Below are 21,576 nucleotides of genomic sequence, written 5' to 3' on the forward strand. Positions count from 1 at the left end.
GCGTGCGGCGCCGTCTAATGCACGAGGAGAATTGCCATACGGACCAGTCTAGCGGTGACGTGCAACCAGTTTTCGCGGGCCGCCGGCCGGGGCGGTGGCGCGGCGACAGCGGCGGTGCGGGGCTGCCGGGCCAGGCCGGAGGGTGTTCCGGGGGCGTTGTCAGACCCTGGTGCCAGACTGTGATGTGGGTCTCGAAACGGGGTCCGCACGACCTGACCGCACACAGGGAAGGTGAGCGTCATGGCCGACATGACGGCGGGGACGGCAGGAGCACCGACGTTCTGCCCGGCGTTGCAGTACCGCGACGCGAAGGCGGCGATCAAGCAGCTGACGGAAGCCTTCGGCTTCACGCGCACCGCGCTGTACGAGAGCGAGGACGGCACGGTGCTGCACGCCGAGCTGTCCTTCGGCAACGGCGTGGTGATGCTGGGTTCGAAGGGCAACGGCAGTCCGTACGAGAAAGCGCTCGGAGCGGGCGGCCCGGTCGGGGTGTACGTGACCGTCGCCGACCCGGACGCGCACCACCGCCGGGCCGAGCAGGCCGGCGTGGAGACTGTGCTGCCGCTCACGGACCAGGACTACGGCTCCCGCGAGTACACGGCCCGCGATCTGGAGGGCAACCTCTGGACCTTCGGCACGTACGCGCCGGCGGTTCCGAAGGCCTGAGGGAGGCCGGGGCGGGGCGTCGGACGCCGCGAAACGGAGGCCGGACGCCCGCCCCGGCAGCGTCAGGCGCCGCCGGTGTGGACCTGGAAGGCCGCGCGGCGGACGGCCTTGGCGAGGGCCGGGTCCGGGTGGGCGGCGGCCAGCGCGACCAGCACCTGCACGGTGCGCGGATGGCCGACGGCCCGTACCTCCTCCAGCAGGCGCGGCACCGAGCCCTGGACGGCCGAGTCGAGGTGACGGACCAGCAGCTGGCTCTCGCCGTGGTCGGCGACGGCCGCGGCGGTGTCCACCCACAGCCAGGTGGACTCCTCGCGGGTGAGCACGTCCGGCGCGGTCTCCGGGTCGCCGCCCTCGTGCTCGACCAGCCAGAGCAGGGCGTACGGGCGCAGGCCCGGCTCGTCGGCGGCGGCGCGTACGGCCGGCTCGGCGGGCGCGCCGACGGCGCGCAGCGCCTCGAAGGCGAGGCCGCGCAGCAGGGCGTCCTCGCCGCGGGCGACGTCGAGGAGCTCCTCGACCGCGCTGCCCGCCGACCGGGCGGCGAGCCAGGCGCGGTATTCGGCGCGCGCCGGGCCCGGGGTCAGCCGGGCGCAGCCGCGCAGCATCGCCTCGGCGGACTGCTCGATGTTGCCCGCCGGGCTCTGCGCGGCGACGCAGATCTGTTCCAGCTTGACCCAGACCGACCAGTTGCCGAGGGGGGTGAGCAGGGCTTCGCGTTCGGCGGGCAGACCGGTCTTCGCGCCGTCGCGCACGACGAGCGCTCCTACGGCGGCGAGACCGTCCAGCGCCCAGTCCAGGAGCGCCGCGAGTGACACCCCCGCGGTGTCACCCGCCGCCCCGGCCCGGTCCGGCGCGGGGCCCGCGGTCGTGCCCGGGCCCGTCCCGGGGCCCGCGTGCGGGCCGCGGTCCGGTCCGTACGGCACCTCGCAGCGCTCGGTGCGGAGTTCGGCGACCCGCTGTTCCAGCATGTCCAGCAGGACCGGGAGCCGGACCGGACCGGCCGACAGGTGCAGCAGGGACAGCAGCTGCGGCACGGCCTCGACGACCTCGGCGACGGCGGTCGGCCCGGCGCCGGGTGGCGCGGGGCGCGCCAGCGACCAGGCGTCGAAGAGCGCGACCCAGCCGCGCAGCGCGGCGGTGTCGTCGCGCTCCCAGGCGCGCAGCCGCCAGCCGGGGCGGGCCACGCCGCCGTGCAGTTCGACGAGTCCGGCCAGCCGGGCCAGGTCCCAGTCCGTCCGGACCTGGTCCGGTGTCAGCCGCAGGTCGCGCGCCGCCTGTTCGGCGACGTCCGCCGGGAGGGCGCCGTCCGTACCGGCCCGCAGCCCGGCGCCCGCGCCGTGCTCGCCGTCGGCCCAGCGGGCGAGGCGTACGGCACCGGCGAGGCCGGCGCGGGCCTGGCGCGCCAGTTCCGCGGGCGGCGGGGTGCCCTGGGGCGGCCGGGGCGCCGGCCGGGCGGCCCGGGTGCTCACCGCTCGGCGGGCGGCGGCAATCGGTTGACGGGGGACGAGTCGGAGCCGGGAGTCGCGCGGAGTACGGGACGTCACAGGGTGCAGTCTTCCCGCTGACGGCCCGAAAGCCCAATCGGAACGGTCGGTACGTTCCGGCGGCCCGTCGCACGAGGGGCGCACGGGGCGGCCGGCGCGGGCCGTACGGGCGGGCCACCGGGGGCTGTACGGGGCGTGGCCGCAGGCCGTACGAGGGGGGCGTCCCGGGGCGTACGCGAGGTGGCGGCCGGCCGTGCGGACCGGTCCGCACGGGCCGTCCGGGCGCAGCGGCCGCACGGACGGAGCGCGGACAGGTCACCACAACTCGGGCAAGTCGCCGGGAGGCCGTGCGCCCGTGCGGTACGGCCTCCCGGTGCGGCTCACATGAGGGGGGTGAGGAAGCGGCGCAGTGTCTCCTCGTACGTGGCCGGGTCGGCGTTCCACATGGCCGCGTGCGGGGCGTGCGGCACCGGGTGCAGCGTGACCAGATCGGGGCGCCGTGCGGCCAGTTCGCGGGAGGCCGCCCAGGGGGCGAGGGTGTCGTGCGGCCCGTGGATCAGCAGGGTCGGCACGGAGAGCAGTTCCGGGGTCCAGGCTTCGGCCAGCCGCCCGGCGTGCAGCCCGGTGCTGCCCTCGGCGGCGCGTACGGCCAGCGGGAGCAGCGGGCGCGGGACGCGGCGGGCGGCGGCCAGGGCGCGGACGGTGGTCTGCCAGTCCAGGACGGGTGAGTCCAGGACGAGGCCGGCGATGCGGTCGCGCAGCGCGGAGCCGGCGGCGGCGTGCAGGGCCATGGACGCGCCGGTGGACCAACCGTGCAGGACGACGCGTTCGGCGCCGTACTGGACGGCGTAGCGGATCGCGGCGTCCACGTCGCGCCATTCGGAGTCGCCGAGGTGGCTGATGCCGTCGGCGGTGTGCGGGGCGCCGACGTCGTTGCGGTAGGCGAGGTCCAGGACGGGCAGCTGGTGGTCGCTGAGGAACGGCATGACCACCATGGGGTGCTCCCGGGTGGTGCCCAGGCCGTGCACGGTGATCACCCAGGTGTCCCGGGCGCCCGGCACGAACCACGCGGGCAGCGCGCCCAGCTCCCCGGGGATGTCGACGTCGGCGCAGTCGAGGTCCAGCGCGTCGCGCGGGTTGCCGATGTGCACCTGGGGGGTGAGGCGCATCCGGGCGCCCGGCTGGAGGGTGCCGTGGGTGACCCGTTCCAGGCGGCGGACGACCGTGTCCGCCGGGTGCGGCACGCCGTCCAGGAGGGGGCCGACGACGGCGTGGCCGCCCGCGCCGGTGAGCCCGTAGGTGCCGGGCCGCAGCGAGGCGAGGCTGCGGGTGAGGGTGATCCGCCCGGGGCCGGTGGCGTGCACCGTGAGCCGCGGGTCGCCCGGCAGCGGCCGGTCGGGCGCGGGCTTGAGGACCATGTCGCTGGCGTACCGGCCGGCCGCCACCGCGGCCGCGCCGGTACCGATCACCGTGGTGGCGGCTGCTGCCGCGGTACCCAGACGCATCCTCCCCAGTGTGGGCGGACGCCGCGGCCGCGGCCAGTGGGCGGGAGCGGCCGGGTGACGCCGGGCGGGACCGCACCCGGCCGGGCGAAGGCGGGAACGGCCGGACGGAGACGGGAACGGCCGGACGGAATCGGGGTCGGCCGGGTCCGCGCCGTACGTCAGCGGCGCTGCCCGTAACCGCGCAACTGCTCGCCGGCCGCGTCGAGCTGTTCCGGTGTGAGCAGGGTGGGTTCGCGGCCGGGCAGCGAGTTGGCGGCGAGCCAGACGCGGCACATCCACTCCAGCTGGGCGGTGCGGTCGAACGCCTCGTCAAGGGTGTCGCCGTACACGATGGTGCCGTGGTTCCGCAGGAGGCAGCCGGTGCGGTCGCGCAGCGCGGCGAGCATGTTCCTGGCCAACTCCTCGGTGCCGTAGAGGGCGTACGGCGCGACGCGGACGGGGCCGCCGAGGGCCGCGGTCATGTAGTGCACCGGCGGGAGTTCGGTGACGAGGGTGGAGACGGCGGTGGCGTGGGTGGCGTGGGTGTGCACGACCGCGGCGGCGCCGGTGGCGCGGTAGACGGCCAGGTGCATGGGCAGTTCGCTGGTGGGGCGCAGCGTGCCGCGGGCCTGGCGGCCTTCGAGGTCGACCGCGGTCAGGTCGCCGGGCCCGAGCCGGTCGTAGCGGACGCCGCTGGGAGTGACCAGTACGAGGTCGCCGACGCGGACGGAGACGTTGCCGGAGGTGCCGACGACGAGTCCGTCGGTGACCGTGCGGCGGGCGGTGGCGACCAGCTCGTCCCAGGCGCGGTCGATGGCTTCCGGGTCCGTCATGCGTATGCCTCCGGTGTGCGGTGCGGGCGAGGCCCGGCGGGGGCGCGCGGATGTGGTGCGCGCGGGGCTGCCGACACCGTACGGGCCGGGTGCCGAGCCGTGGGGCGGATCCCCGGCCTCCGGTATCCGCCATGTCGGACTGTGGGCAGACGGGCAGGGATTGACCGGGCATCGACCGTCTTGCGCGGATCACTCGGTACGCTGCCGGAGATCTGTCATGCACGTAGCCGTCCGGGGATCCCTGGGGGAGCCATGGCCCATGACCGCGATCACCTGCCCGACCCGCCGGACCCGCCACGCCTGCCCCGCCGCCCGCGCGGCCACCGTCGCCGTCTGGCCGCCGGAGTCCTCGCCGTGGGCACGCTGACCGGCGTCCTGGCCACCGCCCTGCCCGCCGCCCCCGCGGCTGAGGCCGCCGGCAGACCGGCCGGGCACGACGTGTCCTCGCACCAGGGGAACGTCGACTGGAAGTCCGTACGGGCGAAGGGCGGCCGCTTCGTGTACGTGAAGGCCACCGAGTCGGCCTGGTACCGCAACCCGCACTTCTCCCGGCAGTACCGCGGCGCGCGCAAGGCGGGCCTGCTGCGCGGCGCGTACCACTTCGGCGTGCCGAACGCCTCCTCCGGCCGCGCGCAGGCCCGGTACTTCCTGCGGCACGGCGGCCACTGGAAGGCGGACGGCTGGACACTGCCCCCGGCGCTCGACCTGGAGCACAACCCGTACGACCGGCAGCACGCCTGTTACGGGATGAGCGGCGCCGCGCTGATCCGGTGGGTCCGCGGGTTCAGCGACGAGGTGCTGCGCCGGACCGGACGGCGGCCGGTGATCTACACGACGGCCCGGTGGTGGAACGGCTGCACCGGCGGCAGCCGGGCGTTCGCCGCCACCCACCCCCTGTGGCTGGCCCGCTGGCACAGCACCCCGGGTCCGCTGCCCGCCGGCTGGGCGTACCCGAGCATCTGGCAGCACGCCGGGGCCGGTGCGCTGCCCGGCGACCAGAACAAGTGGAACGGCACGGCCGCGGGGCTGCGGCGCTTCGCCCGGGGGTGAGGCAGCGGCCGGGACACCGGAGCCGCCGCACCGAGCACCGGCACGCCCGGCACGGTACGCGTGCGACGCATGATGCGCCCGTGCTGGTGAGCCCGGGGCCCGTGGGGCGGTACGGGCGTCTCCGCGCCACCCCTGCGGGGGCGTCACTGCGACGCCCGCCCCAGTTCACCTTCCGTTCACCCATCGTCCGTACGGTCCCGAGCGTCACTGCCCATCGAACTGATTGCCTGGGTGAATGGAACACATCACGCTTCTCATCGGGATCGTGATCGTCACGGCCTTGGTGTTCGACTTTACGAACGGCTTCCACGACACGGCCAACGCCATGGCCACCACCATTTCCACCGGGGCGCTCAAGCCCAAGGCGGCAGTGGCGATGTCGGCGGCCCTCAACCTGCTCGGCGCGTTCCTGTCCGTGGAGGTCGCCAAGACCATCTCCGGCGGGATCATCGACGAGAGCGCCGGCATCAGACCAGAGGTGATCTTCGCCGGGCTGGTCGGTGCCATCGTCTGGAACCTGGTCACCTGGCTGGCCGGACTCCCCTCCAGCTCCTCGCACGCCCTGTTCGGCGGCCTGATCGGCGCGACCCTGGTGTCCGTCGGCGCGAGCGGCGTGCACGGCGGCGCCGTGGTCATGAAGGTCCTCATCCCGGCCGTCGCCGCCCCGATCGTGGCCGGCCTGGCCTCGACGGCCGCGACCCGGCTGACCTACCGGCTGGCCCGCAACCGCGCCGAGGAGGACACCGCCAAGGGCTACCGCGCCGGGCAGATCGCCTCGGCCGCGCTGGTCTCCCTCGCCCACGGCACCAACGACGCCCAGAAGACGATGGGCGTGATCACCCTCGCGCTGATCACCGGCGGCGTCGTCGCGCCGCACGCCGACCCGCCGCTGTGGGTCATCGCCTCGGCCGGCCTGGCCATCGCCCTCGGCACGTACCTGGGCGGCTGGCGGATCATCCGCACGATGGGCAAGGGCATCACCGACATCCAGCCGCCGCAGGGCTTCGCCGCCCAGACCGGCGCCGCGGCCACCATCCTGGCCTCCTCCCACCTCGGCTTCGCGCTCTCCACCACCCAGGTGTGCTCCGGCGCGGTGATGGGCTCCGGCCTGGGCCGCAAGGGCGGCGTGGTGCGCTGGTCCACGGCGGGCCGGATGGCCGCCGCCTGGTGCCTGACGCTGCCGGCCGCCGGGCTGGTCGCGGCCGGTGCCGCGCTCCTGGCCGACCAGGGCGACTGGGGCATCGCGGCCGTCGCCGTCCTGGCCCTCGCCGTCTGCGGCGCGATCTGGATGGCCTCCCGGCGCAAGCCGGTGGACCACACCAACGTCAACGAGGGCCCGGCGGCGGAGCCCGCCGGCGTCGTCACCACCGCGCTGCAGGCCGTCGCGCCGCCGCCCGCCGGCCCGGTCGTGGCCGCCGTCCCGGCGCCCGCGGTGGCCGGAGCGCCGCTCGCGGACCCGGTCGGCGCCGCCCCGGTGATCGCCGACCCGGTGGCCGCCCACCCGCACGAGACGCACGACCGGCGCCGCGCCAAGGCCGGCTCGGCCGCCGGCTGACCCGGCCGCACGGCTCCCACGGAGGAACGAGAACGCAATGAGCATCGACTGGGCAGCGCTCGGCCAGGTCTTCGGTGTCACGCTGGTCGTGACGGTCGGGATCGTGGGCCTGTTCACCCTCGGCATCGTCGGCACGTCCCGCACGCCGCGGCAGGAGGGCGCGCCGGTGACCGCCGGCGCGCCCGGCGGCGCGGCGCGGGCCGGGGCGTACGCCTGCTTCGCGCTGTGCGCGGCGGCCGTGGCGTACGGGATCTATCTGATCGTCGCCGCCTGACCGGCACCGGCACGGCGCCCCGGGGCGTCCGGTGGCCGCGGCACCCGCCGCGTCCGCCGGGCGCCCCGTCGTCGTTCGCCGGACGTCCTTCCGCGGCGTGCCGGGCACCGGCCGCTGTGTCCTTGGACACAGGCACCGGCACGGCCCCGCGCCGCAGGTCAAGCGCGAGTTGACGGGCTTCGCGGAGCGTGGTGGACTGCCGGAGCCAATCGGCGACAGATGAGGAAGTCCGGTGAGAATCCGGCGCGGTCCCGCCACTGTCACCGGGGAGCGCCCCTCCACCAAGGGCCACGGTCCGCGTCCCGCGACGCAGGTTCCCGTACGGACTGGAAGGCCGGGGGAAGCGCCGATCCGGGGAGCCAGGAGACTCTCGTCGCCGTATCCGTCGAACCAGGGCGCGGACCCTGAGTGAGGACCTACCGCCATGCCCGGCCGCAGTTCGAGATCTGCTGGACGTACCCCCACGCCGCCCCTCCGAGGCGTGACGGCGGTCTGATCCGATGCGTGCCGAACACGCCGGCTACGCGTGCGGCGCGGCCCTCGGCTTCCTCGGCGACCTGGCCGTGGGCGATCCCCGGCGCGGTCACCCCGTGGCCGCCTTCGGGCGGGCCGCGGCCGCCGTGGAACGCCGCCTGTGGCGCGACGACCGCGGGCGCGGCGCCCTGCACACCGCGCTGCTCGCGGGCGGCACCGCCGCCGGTGCCGCGCTGCTGGACCGCGCCGTGCGCCGCTCCCCCGCCGCCTTTCCCGCCTCCGTCGCGCTGACCGCCGCCGCCACCTGGGCCGTCCTGGGCGGCACCTCGCTGGGCCGCGAGGCGCGGGCCGTCGGCGGCGCGCTCGCCGTGGGCGACCTCGACGTGGCGCGCGAGCGCCTGCCGCACCTGTGCGGGCGCGACCCGCAGGCCCTGGACGGGCAGCAGCTGGCGCGCGCGGTGGTCGAGTCCGTCGCCGAGAACACCTCGGACGCGGTGGTCGGCGCCCTGGTGTGGGGCGCGGTCGCGGGCGTGCCGGGGCTGCTGGCGTTCCGTGCCGTCAACACGCTGGACGCGATGGTGGGCCACAAGTCCCCGCGCTACCGCCGCTTCGGCTGGGCTTCGGCCCGCCTCGACGACGTGGCCGGCTTCCCCGGCTCCCGGCTGACCGCCGCGCTGGCGGTGCTGGCCGGTCCGGACCGGCGGGGCGCGTGGCGCGCCTGGCGGCAGGACGGCCCGTCCCACCCGAGCCCGAACGCGGGCCCGGTGGAGGCGGCGTTCGCCGGGGCGCTGGGCGTGCGGCTGGGCGGCACGCTGGCGTACGGCGGCCGGGTCGAGCACCGGCCGGTGCTCAACGGTGACGCCGGGCGGCCCGTCGCGGTGGCGGACGTCGAGCGGGCCGTGCGGCTGTCGCGCCGGGTGAGCGCGCTGGCGCTGGCGGCCACGGTGACGGGCAGGCTGGCGGCCGGGGCGCTGCGGCGCTCCCGTACGGCCAGGAGGACCAAGTGAGCGGCAACGCACGCACGGCGAGGAGTGCCAGGTGAACGGTTCGGGTGGGGCTCCGCTCGGCGGCGGGCTGCTGGTGGCGGGCACCACGTCCGACGCGGGCAAGAGCGTGGTGACGGCGGGCATCTGCCGCTGGCTGGCCCGCAAGGGCGTCAAGGTGGCGCCCTTCAAGGCACAGAACATGTCGCTGAACTCGTTCGTGACGCGCGAGGGCGCGGAGATCGGGCGGGCACAGGCCATGCAGGCAGCGGCGGCGCGCGTCGAGCCGAGCGCGCTGATGAACCCGGTGCTGCTGAAGCCGGGCAGTGACCGCAGCAGCCAGGTCGTGCTGATGGGCAAGCCGGTGGGCGAGCTGAGCGCGCGCGGCTACCACGCGGGGCGCCAGGAGCAGCTGCTCGGTACGGTCACGGACTGCCTCCAGGAGCTGCGCCGTACGCACGACGCGGTGATCTGCGAGGGTGCCGGCAGCCCGGCGGAGATCAACCTGCGGCGTACCGACATCGTGAACATGGGCATCGCGCGCGCCGCCCGTATCCCGGCCGTGGTGGTCGGCGACATCGACCGGGGCGGGGTGTTCGCCTCGTTCTTCGGCACCACGGCGCTGCTGTCCCCGGAGGACCAGGCGCTGGTCGCGGGCTATCTGGTCAACAAGTTCCGGGGCGATGTGACGCTGCTGGAACCGGGCCTGGAGATGCTGAAGGAGCTGACCGGGCGGCCCACCCTCGGGGTGCTGCCGTTCGCGCACGGTCTGGGCATCGACGAGGAGGACGGCCTGCGGGTGTCGCTGCGCGGCGCGGTGCGCGAGAGCGTCGTGGCGCCGCCGCACGGTGCCGACGTGCTGCGGGTCGCGGTGGCCGCCGTACCGCTGATGTCGAACTTCACGGACGTGGACGCGCTGGCCGCCGAACCGGGCGTCGTGGTCCGGTTCGTGGACCGCCCCGAGGAACTGGCCGACGCCGACCTCGTCGTCCTGCCCGGCACCCGCGGCACCGTCCGCGCGCTCCAGTGGCTGCGCGAGCGCGGCATCGCGGACGCGGTCCGGCGGCGGGCGGCGGAGGGCCGCCCGGTGCTCGGCATCTGCGGCGGTTTCCAGATGCTGGGCGAGCGGATCGAGGACGAGGTCGAGTCGAAGGCCGGGACGGTGGACGGGCTGGGCCTGCTGCCCGTACGCGTACGGTTCGCGGCGGACAAGACCCTGGCCCGGCCGTCCGGCGAGGAGCTGGGTCAGCCGGTCGAGGGGTACGAGATCCACCACGGCGTGGCCGAGGTCCTCGGCGGGCAGCCCTTCCTGGACGGCTGCCGGTCCGGATCGGTCTGGGGCACCCACTGGCACGGCTCCCTGGAGAGCGACGGCTTCCGGCGGGCGTTCCTGCGGCGGGTGGCCGCCGACGCGGGCCGGGCGTTCGTCCCCGCGCCGGACACCAGTTTCGCCGCGCTGCGCGAGGAGCAGCTCGACAGGCTCGGCGACCTGATCGAGGAGCACGCGGACACGGAGGCGCTGCTGCGGCTGATCGAGGACGGGGTGCCGGCCGGGCTGCCGTTCGTACCGCCGGGGGCGCCACCGATACCGCCGCCCCGCACCCCGGCCGCACCCGGCGCGGCCTCCGCCGCGCCCGCACACCGCACGTCCCTCGAAGGGGGTACTCCTTAATGGCATCGGTCCCTTACCCGTTCACCGCGGTCGTCGGCATGTCCGACATGCGGCTGAGCCTGCTGCTCAACGCCATCTCGCCGGCCATCGGCGGGGTGCTCGTCCGCGGCGAGAAGGGCACCGCGAAGTCGACGATCGTGCGGGGCCTGACGGCGCTGATGCCGGACGTCCCGGTCGTGACCGGCTGCCGCTTCTCCTGCGACCCCGCCGCGCCGGACCCGGCGTGCCCGGACGGCCCGCACGAGGCGGCCGGCGCGGAGGAGCGCCCGGCCCGCATGGTCGAGCTGCCCGTCGGCGCCTCCGAGGACCGCCTGGTCGGCGCGCTGGACATCGAGCGCGCGCTGTCGGAAGGCGTGAAGGCTTTCGAGCCCGGCCTGCTGGCGGACGCGCACCGCGGCATCCTGTACGTGGACGAGGTCAACCTGCTCCACGACCACCTCGTGGACCTGCTGCTGGACGCCGCCGCCATGGGCGCCTCGTACGTCGAGCGCGAAGGCGTCTCCGTACGGCACGCCGCGCGCTTCCTGCTCGTCGGCACCATGAACCCTGAAGAGGGCGAGCTGCGGCCGCAGTTGCTGGACCGCTTCGGACTGACCGTCGAGGTCGCCGCGTCCCGCGAGCCGGACCAGCGGGTCGAGGTCGTCCGGCGCCGTCTGGCCTACGACGCCGACCCGGCGGGCTTCGCAGCGCGCTGGGCCGCCGAGGAGGGCGAGCTGCGGGAGCGGATCGCCGCCGCGCGGGCACTGCTGCCTGAGGTGGTCCTCGGGGACGCGGTGCTGCGGCAGATCGCCGCGGTGTGTGCCGCGTTCGAGGTCGACGGGATGCGCGCGGACATCGTGATGGCGCGTACTGCCGGCGCGCTGGCCGCGTGGGCGGGCCGTACGGAGGTCCGCGAGGAGGACGTACGGCAGGCCGCCCTCCTGGCGCTCCCCCACCGGCGCCGTCGCAATCCCTTCGACGCGCCCGGCCTGGACGAGGACAAACTCGACCAGGTGCTGGAGGAGTTCGCCGCGGACGACGACGACTCGGAGCCCGACCCGGACCCGGACGGCGGCCCCGACGACGGCCCCGACGGGCCGGGCGGCGGACAGCCGCCGCAGGACGGCGACGGTGACGGCGGCGCGGACGGCCCGCAGGGCCAGGACGCGCAGGCGCCGCACGACCAGCCGCAGCTGCCCGAGCAGTCGCAGGCCCCGGATCCGGAACCGGCCCCCGCCGACCCGAAGGCGCGGGCCGCCGGCCCGGAGTCCGACGGCCCGCAGGAGGACACCCCGGGCGGAGGCGGCGAAAAGGCCGCCGTCGCGGCCGGCGACCCGTTCCGTACCCGGCGCCTCGACGTCCCGGGGCTCGGCGAGGGTGCGGACGGCCGCCGCTCGCGGGCCCGTACGGCACACGGCCGCACCACCGGCGCCCGCCGCCCGCAGGGCACCCTGACCAAGCTGCACCTGGCCGCGACCGTGCAGGCCGCCGCGCCGCACCAGGTGGCGCGCGGACGCAGCGGTCCGGGGCTCGTCGTCCGCCGGGACGACCTGCGCGAGGCGGTGCGTGAGGGCCGGGAGGGCAATCTGGTGCTCTTCGTCGTGGACGCGTCCGGTTCGATGGCGGCGCGCAAGCGGATGAGCGCGGTCAAGGGCGCGGTGCTGTCGCTGCTGCTCGACGCGTACCAGCGGCGCGACAAGATCGGCATGATCACCTTCCGCGGCTCGGCGGCCGAACTGGCGCTGCCGCCCACCTCGTCGGTCGAGGCGGGCGCCGCGCGGCTGGAGTCGCTGCCCACCGGCGGCCGCACACCGCTGTCCGCGGGCCTGCTCAAGGCCCACGAGGTGCTGCGCGTGGAGCGGCTGCGGGACGCCTCGCGCCGGCCGCTGCTGGTGGTCGTCACCGACGGCCGGTCCACCGGCGGCCCCGAGCCGCTGGTGCGCACGTCCCGCGCCGCCCGGCTGCTGGGCGCCGAGGGCGTCGCCTCGGTGGTCGTGGACTGCGAGGCCGGGCCGGTACGGCTGGGGCTGGCGGGCGAGCTGGCCCGGGACCTCCAGGGCACCGTCGTCACCCTCGACGAACTGCGCGCGGACAGTGTCTCCGCGCTCGTCCGCGACGTCCGCGGACAGGGCAACCACCACACCACCCGGAGGGCCGCGTAATGCCACAGGGACAGCCGTCCGTCGTCCCCGACGACGGACTGACCACACGCCAGCGCCGCAACCGCCCGCTGGTCCTCGTCCACACCGGCCCCGGCAAGGGCAAGTCCACCGCCGCCTTCGGGCTGGCGCTGCGGGCCTGGAACCAGGGCTGGCCGGTCGGGGTGTTCCAGTTCGTGAAGTCGGCGAAGTGGAAGGTGGGTGAGGAGCGCGCGCTGCGGGTACTCGGCGGCACCGGCGAAGGCGGCACGGTCGCCTGGCACAAGATGGGCGAGGGCTGGTCCTGGGTGCAGCGCGACTCGCAGTTCAGCAACGAGGAAGCGGCCCGCGAGGGCTGGGAGCAGGTCAAGCGGGACCTGGCCGCCGAGACGTACAAGCTGTACGTACTGGACGAGTTCGCCTACCCCATGCACTGGGGCTGGGTGGACCCCGCCGAGGTCGTCTCCGTCCTGCGCGACCGGCCCGGCACCCAGCACGTCGTCATCACGGGCCGCAACGCGCCGCGGGAGCTGTGCGACTTCGCGGACCTGGTCACCGAGATGACCAAGGTCAAGCACCCGATGGACGCGGGCCAGAAGGGCCAGCGGGGCATCGAGTGGTGACACCGCCACCGCGCACGACGGCAACGAGAGCAGCAGGACCAGGAGCAACCCGACCGTGAGCACGATCCCCCGGCTCGTCATCGCCGCGCCCGCCTCGGGCAGCGGCAAGACGACCGTCGCCACCGGCCTGATGGCGGCCTTCACCGAGGCCGGGCTCACGGTCTCCGCGCACAAGGTGGGCCCCGACTACATCGACCCGGGCTACCACGCCCTGGCGACGGGCCGGCCGGGCCGCAACCTGGACGCGTACCTGTGCGGCCCGGACCAGGTGGCACCGCTGTTCCTGCACGGGTCGGCCGGTGCCGACCTGGCGGTGGTCGAGGGCGTGATGGGGCTGTACGACGGTGCCTCCGGGCTCGGCGAGCTCGCCTCCACCGCGCAGGTCGCCAAGCTGCTGCGGGCGCCGGTCGTGCTGGTCGTGGACGCCTCGGCGCAGTCGAGGTCGGTGGCGGCGCTGGTGCACGGCTTCGCGTCCTGGGATCCGGAGGTACGGCTGGCCGGGGTGATCCTGAACAAGGTCGGCTCGGACCGGCACGAGGAGCTGCTGCGCGCGGCGCTGGACGAGGCGGGCGTGCCGGTGCTGGGCGCGCTGCGCCGGGCGCCGCAGGTGCGGACGCCGTCCCGGCACCTGGGTCTGGTCCCGGTCGCCGAACGGCAGGCCGAGGCGGTGGAGTCCGTACGGGCGCAGGCCGCCCAGGTACGGGAGGGCTGCGACCTCAAGGCGCTGCTGGCGCTGGCGCACAGCGCGCCGGAGCTGTCCGGCACGGCCTGGGATCCGGCGCTCGCCGTCGCGCAGGGGGCCGGGGGTGCTGCCGCCGTCGCCGGCCGGCCCGTGGTGGCCGTCGCGGGCGGCGCCGCGTTCACCTTCTCGTACGCCGAGCACCCCGAACTCCTGCGGGCCGCCGGGGCCGAGGTGGCCGTCTTCGACCCGCTGCGCGACGAGCGGCTGCCCGCCGGGACGCAGGCGCTGGTGATCGGCGGCGGCTTCCCCGAGATGTACGCGGCCGAACTGTCGGCCAACGAGCCGCTGCGCCGCGCCGTGGTGGACCTGGCGGCCTCGGGCGCGCCGGTCGTCGCCGAGTGCGCCGGGCTGCTGTACCTGTCCCGGTCCCTCGACGGCCAGCCGATGTGCGGGGTGCTGCCCGCCGACGCGCGGATGTCGGAGCGGCTGACGCTGGGCTACCGGGAGGCGGTGGCGCTGACCGACAACGCCCTTGCCGTGGCGGGTACGCGGGTGCGCGGCCACGAGTTCCACCGTACGGTGCTGGAACCGGGCGCGGGCGCGTCCCCCGCCTGGGGCATGACCCATCCCGTGCGCCGGGTGGAGGGCCATGTGCAGGACGGGGTGCACGCCTCGTACCTGCACGTCCACTGGGCGGCCGAACCGTCGCTGGCCCGCCGCCTGGCCGCCCGCGCCGCCGACCGCCCGCCACTGGAGGCCCGCCGTGGCTGACGCCGTACTGGACCACCTGGTCCTCGCCACTCCCGACCTGGAGGGCACCGCCGCCGAGGTCGCCGCGCTGACCGGCGTCCGGCCGGTGCCGGGCGGCGGTCACCCGGGCCGCGGCACCCGCAACGCCCTGCTGGGCCTGGGCGACGGCGCCTACCTGGAGATCATCGGGCCGGACCCCGGGCAGCCGGCGCCCGAGGCGCCGCGCTGGTTCGGCATCGACGCGCTGCGCGGCCCGCGGCTGGCCCACTGGGCGGTACGGGTGCACGACATCGCCCAGCACGTCGCCCGCGCCCGCGCGCTCGGTTACGACCCGGGCGAGCCGGTGGCGATGTCCCGGCACACACCCGACGGCGGCACGCTCTCCTGGACGCTGACGCCGCCGCGCACCGGCGGCGGGCTGGTGCCGTTCCTGCTGGACTGGGGCGACACGCCGCACCCCGCCACGGTGCCGGGGCTGCCGGCCGTCCGGCTGCGCTCGCTCGCCGGCACCCACCCCGACCCGTCGACGATCCGCGCCGAACTGGCCGCCCTGGGCGCCACGCTCACCGTCGAGGCGGGCGACGAGCCGGGGCTGACCGCCGTACTGGAGGGACGCAACGGGCCGGTCTCCGTGGGTGTGGGGACCGGCGCGCCGTGACCGCCGTACCCGGTGCCGCGCCCGTCCGGCGCACCGGTTCAGCCCGCCAGGCCGACCACCAGCCAGATGAAGGCCACGCCCGCCACCGTGCACAGCAGGGTGGACAGCGCGGGGTGGTCGTGGTGTGCCTCCGGGAGGATGTCGGAGGTCGCCAGGTAGAGCAGCACGCCGCCGAAGAAGCCCAGGTAAATCCCGAGCCATTGCTCCGGAAGGGTGAACAGCAGGGTGGCGGCGGCGCCGGCCAGCGGGGCGAGCGCGTCCGCGCCGAGCATGGTCAGCGCCCGGTTGCGGGCGTTCCCGTACAGGCTGGTGATCGTGTACGTGTTGAAGCCGTCCGCGAAGTCGTGGGCGATGACGGCCAGCGCCACGGCCACCGCCATCTCCCGGCCCACCTGGTAGGCCAGGCCGATCGCGAAGCCGTCCATGAAGCTGTGCACCACCATCGCGGCGGCGGCCGTCAGACCGACCTGCGGCACGCGTTCGTCCGGGTCCATGCCGTGCGCCGCCTTGCGGACCGCCAGCAGCCGTTCCACCGCGTGCGCGGTCAGGAACCCCAGCACGAAGCAGAGCAGCGCGGCCGGGACGCCGTACACCTCGGCGCCCGCCGCCTCCAGCGCCTCCGGCAGCAGGTCCAGTCCGACCACGCCCAGCATCAGGCCGCCGGCCAGCCCCAGGACCAGGTGCCGGCGGTCGGTGACCCGATGGGCGACCCAGCCGCCGGCCAGGGTCATCAGGAACGCGCCCAGCGCGATGACCACCGGCACGGTCTCACCCCTTCCCCGGGGTTCCGGCACCCCTCACTCCTGCTTACTGACCGCCCGGGCATCCCGCATGTCCAGGACGCGGGACGGGCCCGGTGAGCGCGGCACCCGTCGTGGCCGGCGTCGGTGCCCGCCGGGGCGTCCCCGCCGCGGAGGTGCTGGCACTGGTCATGGACTGTCTCACGGCCGCGGGCCTGGCACCGGACGCGGTCACCGCGCTGGCGACCGTGGACACGAAGGCGGCGGAGCCGGGGCTGGCCGAGGCGGCCGGGCGGCTCGGCGTGCCGCTGCTGGTGTACCCGGCCGCCGTGCTGGCCACCGTGCCCGTACCGCACCCGTCGGCGGCGGCGCTGGCCGCCACCGGCACGCCGAGCGTCGCGGAGGCCGCCGCGCTGGCGGGGGCGGCGGGCCTCGCCACGGGCGGGGCGCCCGGCCCGTACGCGGGCCCCGGTACCGTCGCGGCCCGGCTCCTCGTCGGCAAACACACGTCCGCGCCCGGAGCCCGGGCCACCTGCGCCGTGGCCCGCGCCGGCGCCTCATCCCCCCTCTGCACCAAGGAGACGTCGTGACCACCCCGCCGTCCGCCGCCCCCGGCGGCATACCCGGCCCCCACCCGTACGAGCCGGACCTGCGCCACCACGGGGACGCCGAAGTGCGCGGCGCGGACGCCGGGCTGACCGACCTCGCCGTCAACGTGCGCGCCGGTACGCCACCGGTCTGGCTCAAGGCACGCATCGCGGCCTCCCTGGACGGCCTCGCCGCGTACCCCGACGGCGGCCCGGCACGCCGGGCGGTGGCGGCGCGGCACGGGCTCCCGCCGGAGCGGGTGCTGCTGACGGCGGGCGCGGCGGAGGCGTTCGTGCTGATCGCCCGTGCGCTACGGGCCCGCCGGCCGCTGGTCGTGCATCCGCAGTTCACCGAGCCCGAGGCGGCGCTGCGCGACGCCGGGCACGCCGTGGAACGCGTGCTGCTCACCGAACGCGACGGCTTCCGTCTGACCGCCGGTGCGGTCCCCGACGAGGCGGACCTCGTCGTCGTCGGCAACCCCACCAACCCCACCTCCGTCCTGCACCCCGCCGAGGAGATCGCCCGGCTGGCGCGGCCCGGCCGCACCCTGGTCGTGGACGAGGCGTTCATGGACGCGGTCCCCGGCGAGCATGCGTCGCTGGCGTCGCGTACGGACGTACCCGGACTCGTCGTGCTGCGCAGCCTGACCAAGACCTGGGGCCTGGCGGGCCTGCGCATCGGCTACGTACTCGCCGCCCCGGAGACCATCGCCGCCCTGGAGCAGGCCCAGCCCCTGTGGCCGGTCTCGGCACCGGCCCTCGCCGCGGCCGAGGCGTGCTGCGAGCCGGCGGCGCTGGCGGAGGCGGCGGACGCGGCCCGGCAGATCGCGGCGGACCGGGACCACCTGCTGGCCCGGCTGGCGGAGGTACGCGGCCCCGACGGCACGCGCGTGCACGCGACGGCCCCCGCCGAGGGCCCGTTCGTCCTCGTCCGGCTGCCGGACGCGGCGGCCGTCCGCACCCGGCTGCGGGCACTCGGCTTCGCGGTGCGGCGCGGCGACACGTTCCCGGGGCTGGGCCCGGAGTGGCTGCGGCTGGCGGTACGGGACCGGTCCACGACGGACCGCTTCGCGGAGGCCCTGGACAAAGCCCTGACCGGCTGACGCCCGTCCCGGCCCCGCCTCGCCCCGTCCACCATCCGAAACCCCTTGCCACCTACACGCAGCCCGGCGTTAAGGTGCCGCCGTGCCGACCGAACAGCTGAGCCAGCGCCCCGCACCCGCCGGTGACCTGCCCGCCTCCGACCGGGCGGCGCGGCGGGCCGTCACCGTCTTCCCCCTCCTGGTGATCGCGGCGGGCGCCGTCGGGCTGCTGTGGCCCGCACCGTTCACCGGCTGGGCGCCCGCCGTCCCGTGGCTGCTCGGCGTCGTGATGTTCTCGATGGGCCTGACCCTGACACCGCCGGACTTCGCGGCGGTCGCCAAGCGCCCCTGGGCGGTGGGCCTGGGCCTGGCCGCCCATTACGTGATCATGCCCGGCCTGGGCTGGCTGATCGCCACCGCCCTCCACCTGCCGCCCCAGCTCGCGGCCGGTGTCATCCTGGTCGGCTGCGCCCCCAGCGGCACCGCCTCCAACGTCGTGACGTACCTGGCCCGCGGCGACGTCGCCCTGTCCGTCTCGGTCGCGACGGTCTCCACCGTCCTCGCGCCCCTCATCACTCCCCCACTGACCCTGCTGCTCGCCGGCCAGTTCCTGGACGTGGAAGCCGGGGCGATGGTGACCGACATCCTCAAGACGGTGCTGCTGCCGGTACTCGGCGGCCTGGTGGTCCGGCTCGTCGCGGGCCGCTGGGTGGACCGGGCGCTGCGCGCGCTGCCGTGGCTGTCCGCCGTGACGATCGCGGCGATCGTGCTGGTCGTCGTCTCCGGCAGCGCCGCCCGCATCAAGGACGCCGCGGCCCTGGTCGTCCTCGCCGTCGTCCTGCACAACGGCCTGGGCCTGGCCCTCGGCTACGGAGCCGGCCGCCTGGCCCGCCTGGGCAAGCCGGCCGGCCGGGCCATGGCCTTCGAGGTTGGCATGCAGAACTCCGGCCTCGCCGCGTCCCTGGCCACCGCCCACTTCAGCCCCGCAGCGGCGCTCCCCGCGGCCGTCTTCTCCGTATGGCACAACATCTCGGGCGCGGTGGTGGCCGCCTGGATGGCCCGCGACGCACGCCGCGGACACTGACGACGCCGCCACCCGCTTACGTGTCGGGCTGACACGTACGGGAGGGTCCGGAACCGTAGGACGAAGTAAGGGCCGGGCCCGCGCCGCCGCAGACCGGGAAACCAGCCCGCAACCGGGCCCCGCCTAACCGACCACCCGCCCCCGCAGCACCACCCTCCGCGGTGCCCCCAGCACCCGTACGTCCGCGCGCGGATCCGCCTCGTAGACGACCAGGTCCGCCGGGGCGCCCTCCTCCAGGCCCGGCCGTCCCAGCCACTTCCGCGCGCCCCACGTCGTCGCCGCGAGCGCGTCCACCGCGGGGATGCCCGCCTTGGTGAGTTCGGCGACCTCCTGCGCGATCAGGCCGTGGGCGAGGGAGCCGCCCGCGTCGGTGCCGGCGAAGATGGGCACCCCGGCGTCGTACGCCGCGCGTACGGTGTCGTAGCGGCGCTCGTGCAGGCGGCGCATGTGGCTCGCCCAGGCGGGGAACTTCTTCTCACCACCGGCGGCCAGCGTCGGGAAGGTGGCGATGTTGACAAGGGTGGGGACGATCGCGACGCCCCGCTCGGCGAACAGCGGAATGGTCTCCTCCGTGAGACCGGTGGCGTGTTCGACGCAGTCGATGCCCGCCTCGACCAGTGGCGCGAGGCTCTCCTCGGCGAAGCAGTGGGCGGTCACCCGCGCCCCCAGCCGGTGCGCCTCGGCGATGGCCGCCTCGACGGCGCCGCGCGGCCAGCAGGCGCCCAGGTCGCCGGTCTCGCGGTCGATCCAGTCGCCGACCAGTTTGACCCAGCCGTCACCGCGCCGGGCCTCCCGCGCGACGTACGCGACCAGGTCCTCCGGCTCGATCTCGTGGGCGTAGTTGCGGATGTAGCGGCGGGTACGGGCGATGTGGCGGCCGGCCCGGATGATCCGCGGCAGGTCCTCGCGGTCGTCGATCCAGCGGGTGTCGGACGGTGAGCCCGCGTCCCTGAGCAGCAGGGTGCCCGCCTCGCGCTCGGTCAGCGCCTGCTTCTCGCTGGTGGCCTCGTCGACCGGCCCGTGGGCGTCGAGTCCGACGTGACAGTGGGCGTCGACCAGGCCCGGCAGCGCCCAGCCCTGAACGGTCGTCACCTCCCGTGCGGACGCCGGCCGCTCGTAGGTCACCCGGCCGTCGACGACCCAGAGTTCGTCGCGCACGTCGTCCGGCCCGGCCAGGACCCTGCCCTTGATGTGCAGCACCACGCTCTCGCTCATGGCCGCACTGTATGACGCGGGGTGCGGTGGGCGGCACGGGGCCCGGGCGCCGGATCGCGGGGCACCGCAGCCTCATACGGCGAGCCGCTCCACAGAAACACCGTGGACGCCCGGGCTTTTCTTGCGGTACACCTTTTACCGGCGAATTTCCAATTCTCCAGTGCGCAGCTTCCCGTATTCTTCTGCCCGCTTTTTCGCAGCTCAAACGCCAAGATTTCGCTAGCGCCGGAGCAGGTAATTCCGTGGGGTCACCAGGACGTTACGGAGCTGTGACCGACCCCACACCCTGCCCACTTCGCCCCGAATTTTCCGGGCAAACCCGTACATCGTGCAGTCGTTTCGCGCGCTCGTGCGCCCCCGCGCGATAACACAAGACCCCGTCCCCACGTAACCCCTCCCCCCGATGCATTTTCCTTTTTCCCTGGGTAAATTGAATTCGCATGACCGCCGCACAAGCAGACCATGCAGGTGCCCGAAGCGATATCAGAGAATTGCCGGAGGGTTTCAAGCTCGACACACCGCGCGTGGAGGACGGAGCCGCGATCTGGCGCATCGCCCGCGACTCCCGGACGCTGGACCTCAACTCCTCCTACAGCTACCTGCTGTGGTGTCGCGACTTCGCCGCCACCTCCGCCGTCGCCCGCGACGGCGCGGGCGAGCCGGCCGCCTTCATCACCGGCTACCTCCGCCCCGAGTCCCCGGACACGCTCTTCGTCTGGCAGGTCGCCGTCGACGAGGCGCACCGCGGCCGCGGACTGGCCGCCGCCCTGCTGGACGGCCTGGTCGCCCGCGCCGCGACGGAACTGGGCGTACGTCGCATCGAGACCACGATCACCCCGGACAACGCGGCGTCCAACCGGCTGTTCGCGTCGTTCGCCGAGCGCCACGGCGCGCCCCTGACGCGCGAGGTCCTCCTCGACGCCGGGCTCTTCCCCGAGCAGGGGCACACCCCGGAGGTGCTCCACCGCATCGGGCCGCTCGGTCCCCCTGCCGGGCACCGGCCCTGACCGACCCCTTCGCAGCCCCCGCAGACTTCTCCCCGCTCACGCCACTCATCTCCCAGGAGCATGCTGTGACCATCACCCAGCCCGACCTGAGCGTCTTCGAGACCGTGGAGTCCGAGGTACGCAGCTACTGCCGCGGTTGGCCCACGATCTTCGACCGCGCGCAGGGCAGCCACATGTACGACGAGGACGGGCACACCTACCTCGACTTCTTCGCCGGTGCCGGGTCGCTGAACTACGGGCACAACAACCCCGTACTCAAACGCGCCCTGATCGACTACATCGAGCGCGACGGCGTCACCCACGGCCTGGACATGTCCACCACGGCCAAGCGCGCGTTCCTGGAGACCTTCCAGAACGTCATCCTGCGCCCGCGTGACCTGCCCTACAAGGTCATGTTCCCCGGCCCGACGGGCGCCAACGCCGTGGAGGCCGCGCTCAAGCTGGCCCGTAAGGTCAAGGGCCGCGAGTCGATCGTCTCCTTCACCAACGCCTTCCACGGCATGTCGCTGGGCGCCCTGGCGGTGACCGGCAACGCCTTCAAGCGCGCCGGTGCCGGCAT

The 21,576-nt window shown here is 75.3% G+C and carries 20 protein-coding genes and 1 riboswitch; of the genes, 15 read left to right on the forward strand and 5 right to left on the reverse strand.

The features are described from left to right. Positions 1 to 249: 249 nt before the first annotated feature. Entirely contained in the window at positions 250 to 666 is a 417-nt protein-coding gene (locus tag AB0L45_RS36650; RefSeq protein ID WP_365848002.1) for a VOC family protein, read from the forward strand. Between the two features lie 62 nt (positions 667 to 728). Here AB0L45_RS36650 and AB0L45_RS36655 read toward each other — a convergent pair whose 3' ends face one another. The 3 genes from AB0L45_RS36655 to AB0L45_RS36665 all read right to left on the reverse strand — a co-directional run bounded on the left by AB0L45_RS36655 (position 729) and on the right by AB0L45_RS36665 (position 4,464). After that, entirely contained in the window at positions 729 to 2,207 is a 1,479-nt protein-coding gene (locus AB0L45_RS36655) for a hypothetical protein (protein ID WP_365847962.1), read from the reverse strand. 320 nt (positions 2,208 to 2,527) lie between these two features. After that, complete coding sequence (locus AB0L45_RS36660) at positions 2,528 to 3,652, reverse strand: prolyl oligopeptidase family serine peptidase (protein ID WP_365847964.1); 1,125 nt, start codon at positions 3,650 to 3,652, stop codon at positions 2,528 to 2,530. 158 nt (positions 3,653 to 3,810) lie between these two features. Further along, positions 3,811 to 4,464 (reverse strand): class II aldolase/adducin family protein, encoded by a 654-nt coding sequence (locus AB0L45_RS36665; protein WP_365847966.1) that lies wholly within the window; start codon positions 4,462 to 4,464, stop codon positions 3,811 to 3,813. 252 nt (positions 4,465 to 4,716) lie between these two features. Between AB0L45_RS36665 and AB0L45_RS36670 the strand changes: the two genes are divergently transcribed. The 9 genes from AB0L45_RS36670 (at position 4,717) to AB0L45_RS36710 (ending at position 15,302) form a co-directional block, all read left to right on the forward strand. Beyond that, positions 4,717 to 5,514 (forward strand): lysozyme, encoded by a 798-nt coding sequence (locus AB0L45_RS36670; RefSeq protein WP_365847968.1) that lies wholly within the window; start codon positions 4,717 to 4,719, stop codon positions 5,512 to 5,514. A 235-nt stretch (positions 5,515 to 5,749) separates the two neighbouring features. Further along, positions 5,750 to 7,069, forward strand: coding sequence for an inorganic phosphate transporter (locus AB0L45_RS36675; RefSeq protein ID WP_365847970.1), 1,320 nt, complete (start codon positions 5,750 to 5,752; stop codon positions 7,067 to 7,069). A 37-nt stretch (positions 7,070 to 7,106) separates the two neighbouring features. Beyond that, a complete protein-coding gene (locus tag AB0L45_RS36680; protein WP_365847972.1) occupies positions 7,107 to 7,343 on the forward strand; it encodes a hypothetical protein in 237 nt (78 codons plus the stop codon). Positions 7,344 to 7,562: 219 nt separating this feature from the next. Next, a riboswitch (cobalamin riboswitch) is annotated at positions 7,563 to 7,713 on the forward strand. 130 nt (positions 7,714 to 7,843) lie between these two features. Next, entirely contained in the window at positions 7,844 to 8,824 is a 981-nt protein-coding gene (locus tag AB0L45_RS36685; protein ID WP_365847974.1) for a cobalamin biosynthesis protein, read from the forward strand. A gap of 31 nt (positions 8,825 to 8,855) precedes the next feature. After that, a complete protein-coding gene (locus AB0L45_RS36690; RefSeq protein ID WP_365847976.1) occupies positions 8,856 to 10,472 on the forward strand; it encodes a cobyric acid synthase in 1,617 nt (538 codons plus the stop codon). Then, positions 10,472 to 12,613, forward strand: a complete 2,142-nt coding sequence (locus AB0L45_RS36695; protein WP_365847978.1) for a putative cobaltochelatase — start codon at positions 10,472 to 10,474, stop codon at positions 12,611 to 12,613. Before AB0L45_RS36690 ends, AB0L45_RS36695 begins: the two co-directional genes overlap by 1 nt. Then, positions 12,613 to 13,212 (forward strand): cob(I)yrinic acid a,c-diamide adenosyltransferase, encoded by a 600-nt coding sequence (cobO, locus tag AB0L45_RS36700; protein ID WP_365847980.1) that lies wholly within the window; start codon positions 12,613 to 12,615, stop codon positions 13,210 to 13,212. The genes AB0L45_RS36695 and cobO overlap by 1 nt, the downstream gene beginning before the upstream one ends. Positions 13,213 to 13,267: 55 nt before the next feature. Further along, entirely contained in the window at positions 13,268 to 14,665 is a 1,398-nt protein-coding gene (locus tag AB0L45_RS36705) for a cobyrinate a,c-diamide synthase (protein WP_365847982.1), read from the forward strand. Continuing rightward, a complete protein-coding gene (locus tag AB0L45_RS36710; protein ID WP_365847984.1) occupies positions 14,658 to 15,302 on the forward strand; it encodes a VOC family protein in 645 nt (214 codons plus the stop codon). The genes AB0L45_RS36705 and AB0L45_RS36710 overlap by 8 nt, the downstream gene beginning before the upstream one ends. Positions 15,303 to 15,340: 38 nt before the next feature. Here AB0L45_RS36710 and AB0L45_RS36715 read toward each other — a convergent pair whose 3' ends face one another. Then, positions 15,341 to 16,066: a ZIP family metal transporter gene (locus AB0L45_RS36715; RefSeq protein ID WP_365847986.1), complete on the reverse strand. Its 726-nt coding sequence runs from the start codon at positions 16,064 to 16,066 to the stop codon at positions 15,341 to 15,343. Positions 16,067 to 16,158: 92 nt separating this feature from the next. On the opposite strand from AB0L45_RS36715, the gene AB0L45_RS36720 reads away from it, so the two are divergent. From AB0L45_RS36720 to AB0L45_RS36730, 3 genes are all read left to right on the forward strand, one after another. Then, entirely contained in the window at positions 16,159 to 16,632 is a 474-nt protein-coding gene (locus tag AB0L45_RS36720) for a cobalamin biosynthesis protein (protein ID WP_365847988.1), read from the forward strand. Then, positions 16,629 to 17,732 (forward strand): Rv2231c family pyridoxal phosphate-dependent protein CobC, encoded by a 1,104-nt coding sequence (cobC, locus tag AB0L45_RS36725; RefSeq protein ID WP_365847990.1) that lies wholly within the window; start codon positions 16,629 to 16,631, stop codon positions 17,730 to 17,732. Before AB0L45_RS36720 ends, cobC begins: the two co-directional genes overlap by 4 nt. Positions 17,733 to 17,814: 82 nt before the next feature. Beyond that, entirely contained in the window at positions 17,815 to 18,795 is a 981-nt protein-coding gene (locus tag AB0L45_RS36730; RefSeq protein WP_365847992.1) for a bile acid:sodium symporter family protein, read from the forward strand. A 123-nt stretch (positions 18,796 to 18,918) separates the two neighbouring features. Here the strand turns inward: AB0L45_RS36730 and AB0L45_RS36735 are convergent, their stop codons facing one another. Then, positions 18,919 to 20,010, reverse strand: coding sequence for an amidohydrolase family protein (locus AB0L45_RS36735; RefSeq protein WP_365847994.1), 1,092 nt, complete (start codon positions 20,008 to 20,010; stop codon positions 18,919 to 18,921). 440 nt (positions 20,011 to 20,450) lie between these two features. Here AB0L45_RS36735 and ectA point away from each other — a divergent pair, with 440 nt between their 5' ends. After that, positions 20,451 to 21,017 (forward strand): diaminobutyrate acetyltransferase, encoded by a 567-nt coding sequence (gene ectA / locus AB0L45_RS36740; protein WP_365847996.1) that lies wholly within the window; start codon positions 20,451 to 20,453, stop codon positions 21,015 to 21,017. Positions 21,018 to 21,082: 65 nt separating this feature from the next. Next, on the forward strand, positions 21,083 to 21,576 hold a 494-nt coding region (locus AB0L45_RS36745), incomplete at its 3' end, for an aminotransferase class III-fold pyridoxal phosphate-dependent enzyme (protein ID WP_365847998.1).

The sequence above is a fragment of the Streptomyces sp. NPDC052496 genome, from assembly GCF_040679095.1.
Taxonomy (GTDB): domain Bacteria; phylum Actinomycetota; class Actinomycetes; order Streptomycetales; family Streptomycetaceae; genus Streptomyces.

Bases quoted from the DNA above. Each gene is read 5' to 3' on its own strand.
- AB0L45_RS36650 (WP_365848002.1), top strand. From the start codon at position 250: ATGACGGCGGGGACGGCAGGAGCACCGACGTTCTGCCCGGCGTTGCAG.
- AB0L45_RS36695 (WP_365847978.1), top strand. From the start codon at position 10,472: ATGGCATCGGTCCCTTACCCGTTCACCGCGGTCGTCGGCATGTCCGAC.
- cobO (WP_365847980.1), top strand. From the start codon at position 12,613: ATGCCACAGGGACAGCCGTCCGTCGTCCCCGACGACGGACTGACCACA.
- AB0L45_RS36685 (WP_365847974.1), top strand. From the start codon at position 7,844: ATGCGTGCCGAACACGCCGGCTACGCGTGCGGCGCGGCCCTCGGCTTC.
- ectA (WP_365847996.1), top strand. From the start codon at position 20,451: ATGACCGCCGCACAAGCAGACCATGCAGGTGCCCGAAGCGATATCAGA.
- AB0L45_RS36680 (WP_365847972.1), top strand. From the start codon at position 7,107: ATGAGCATCGACTGGGCAGCGCTCGGCCAGGTCTTCGGTGTCACGCTG.
- AB0L45_RS36660 (WP_365847964.1), bottom strand. From the start codon at position 3,652: ATGCGTCTGGGTACCGCGGCAGCAGCCGCCACCACGGTGATCGGTACC.
- AB0L45_RS36665 (WP_365847966.1), bottom strand. From the start codon at position 4,464: ATGACGGACCCGGAAGCCATCGACCGCGCCTGGGACGAGCTGGTCGCC.
- AB0L45_RS36735 (WP_365847994.1), bottom strand. From the start codon at position 20,010: ATGAGCGAGAGCGTGGTGCTGCACATCAAGGGCAGGGTCCTGGCCGGG.
- AB0L45_RS36675 (WP_365847970.1), top strand. From the start codon at position 5,750: ATGGAACACATCACGCTTCTCATCGGGATCGTGATCGTCACGGCCTTG.
- AB0L45_RS36670 (WP_365847968.1), top strand. From the start codon at position 4,717: ATGGCCCATGACCGCGATCACCTGCCCGACCCGCCGGACCCGCCACGC.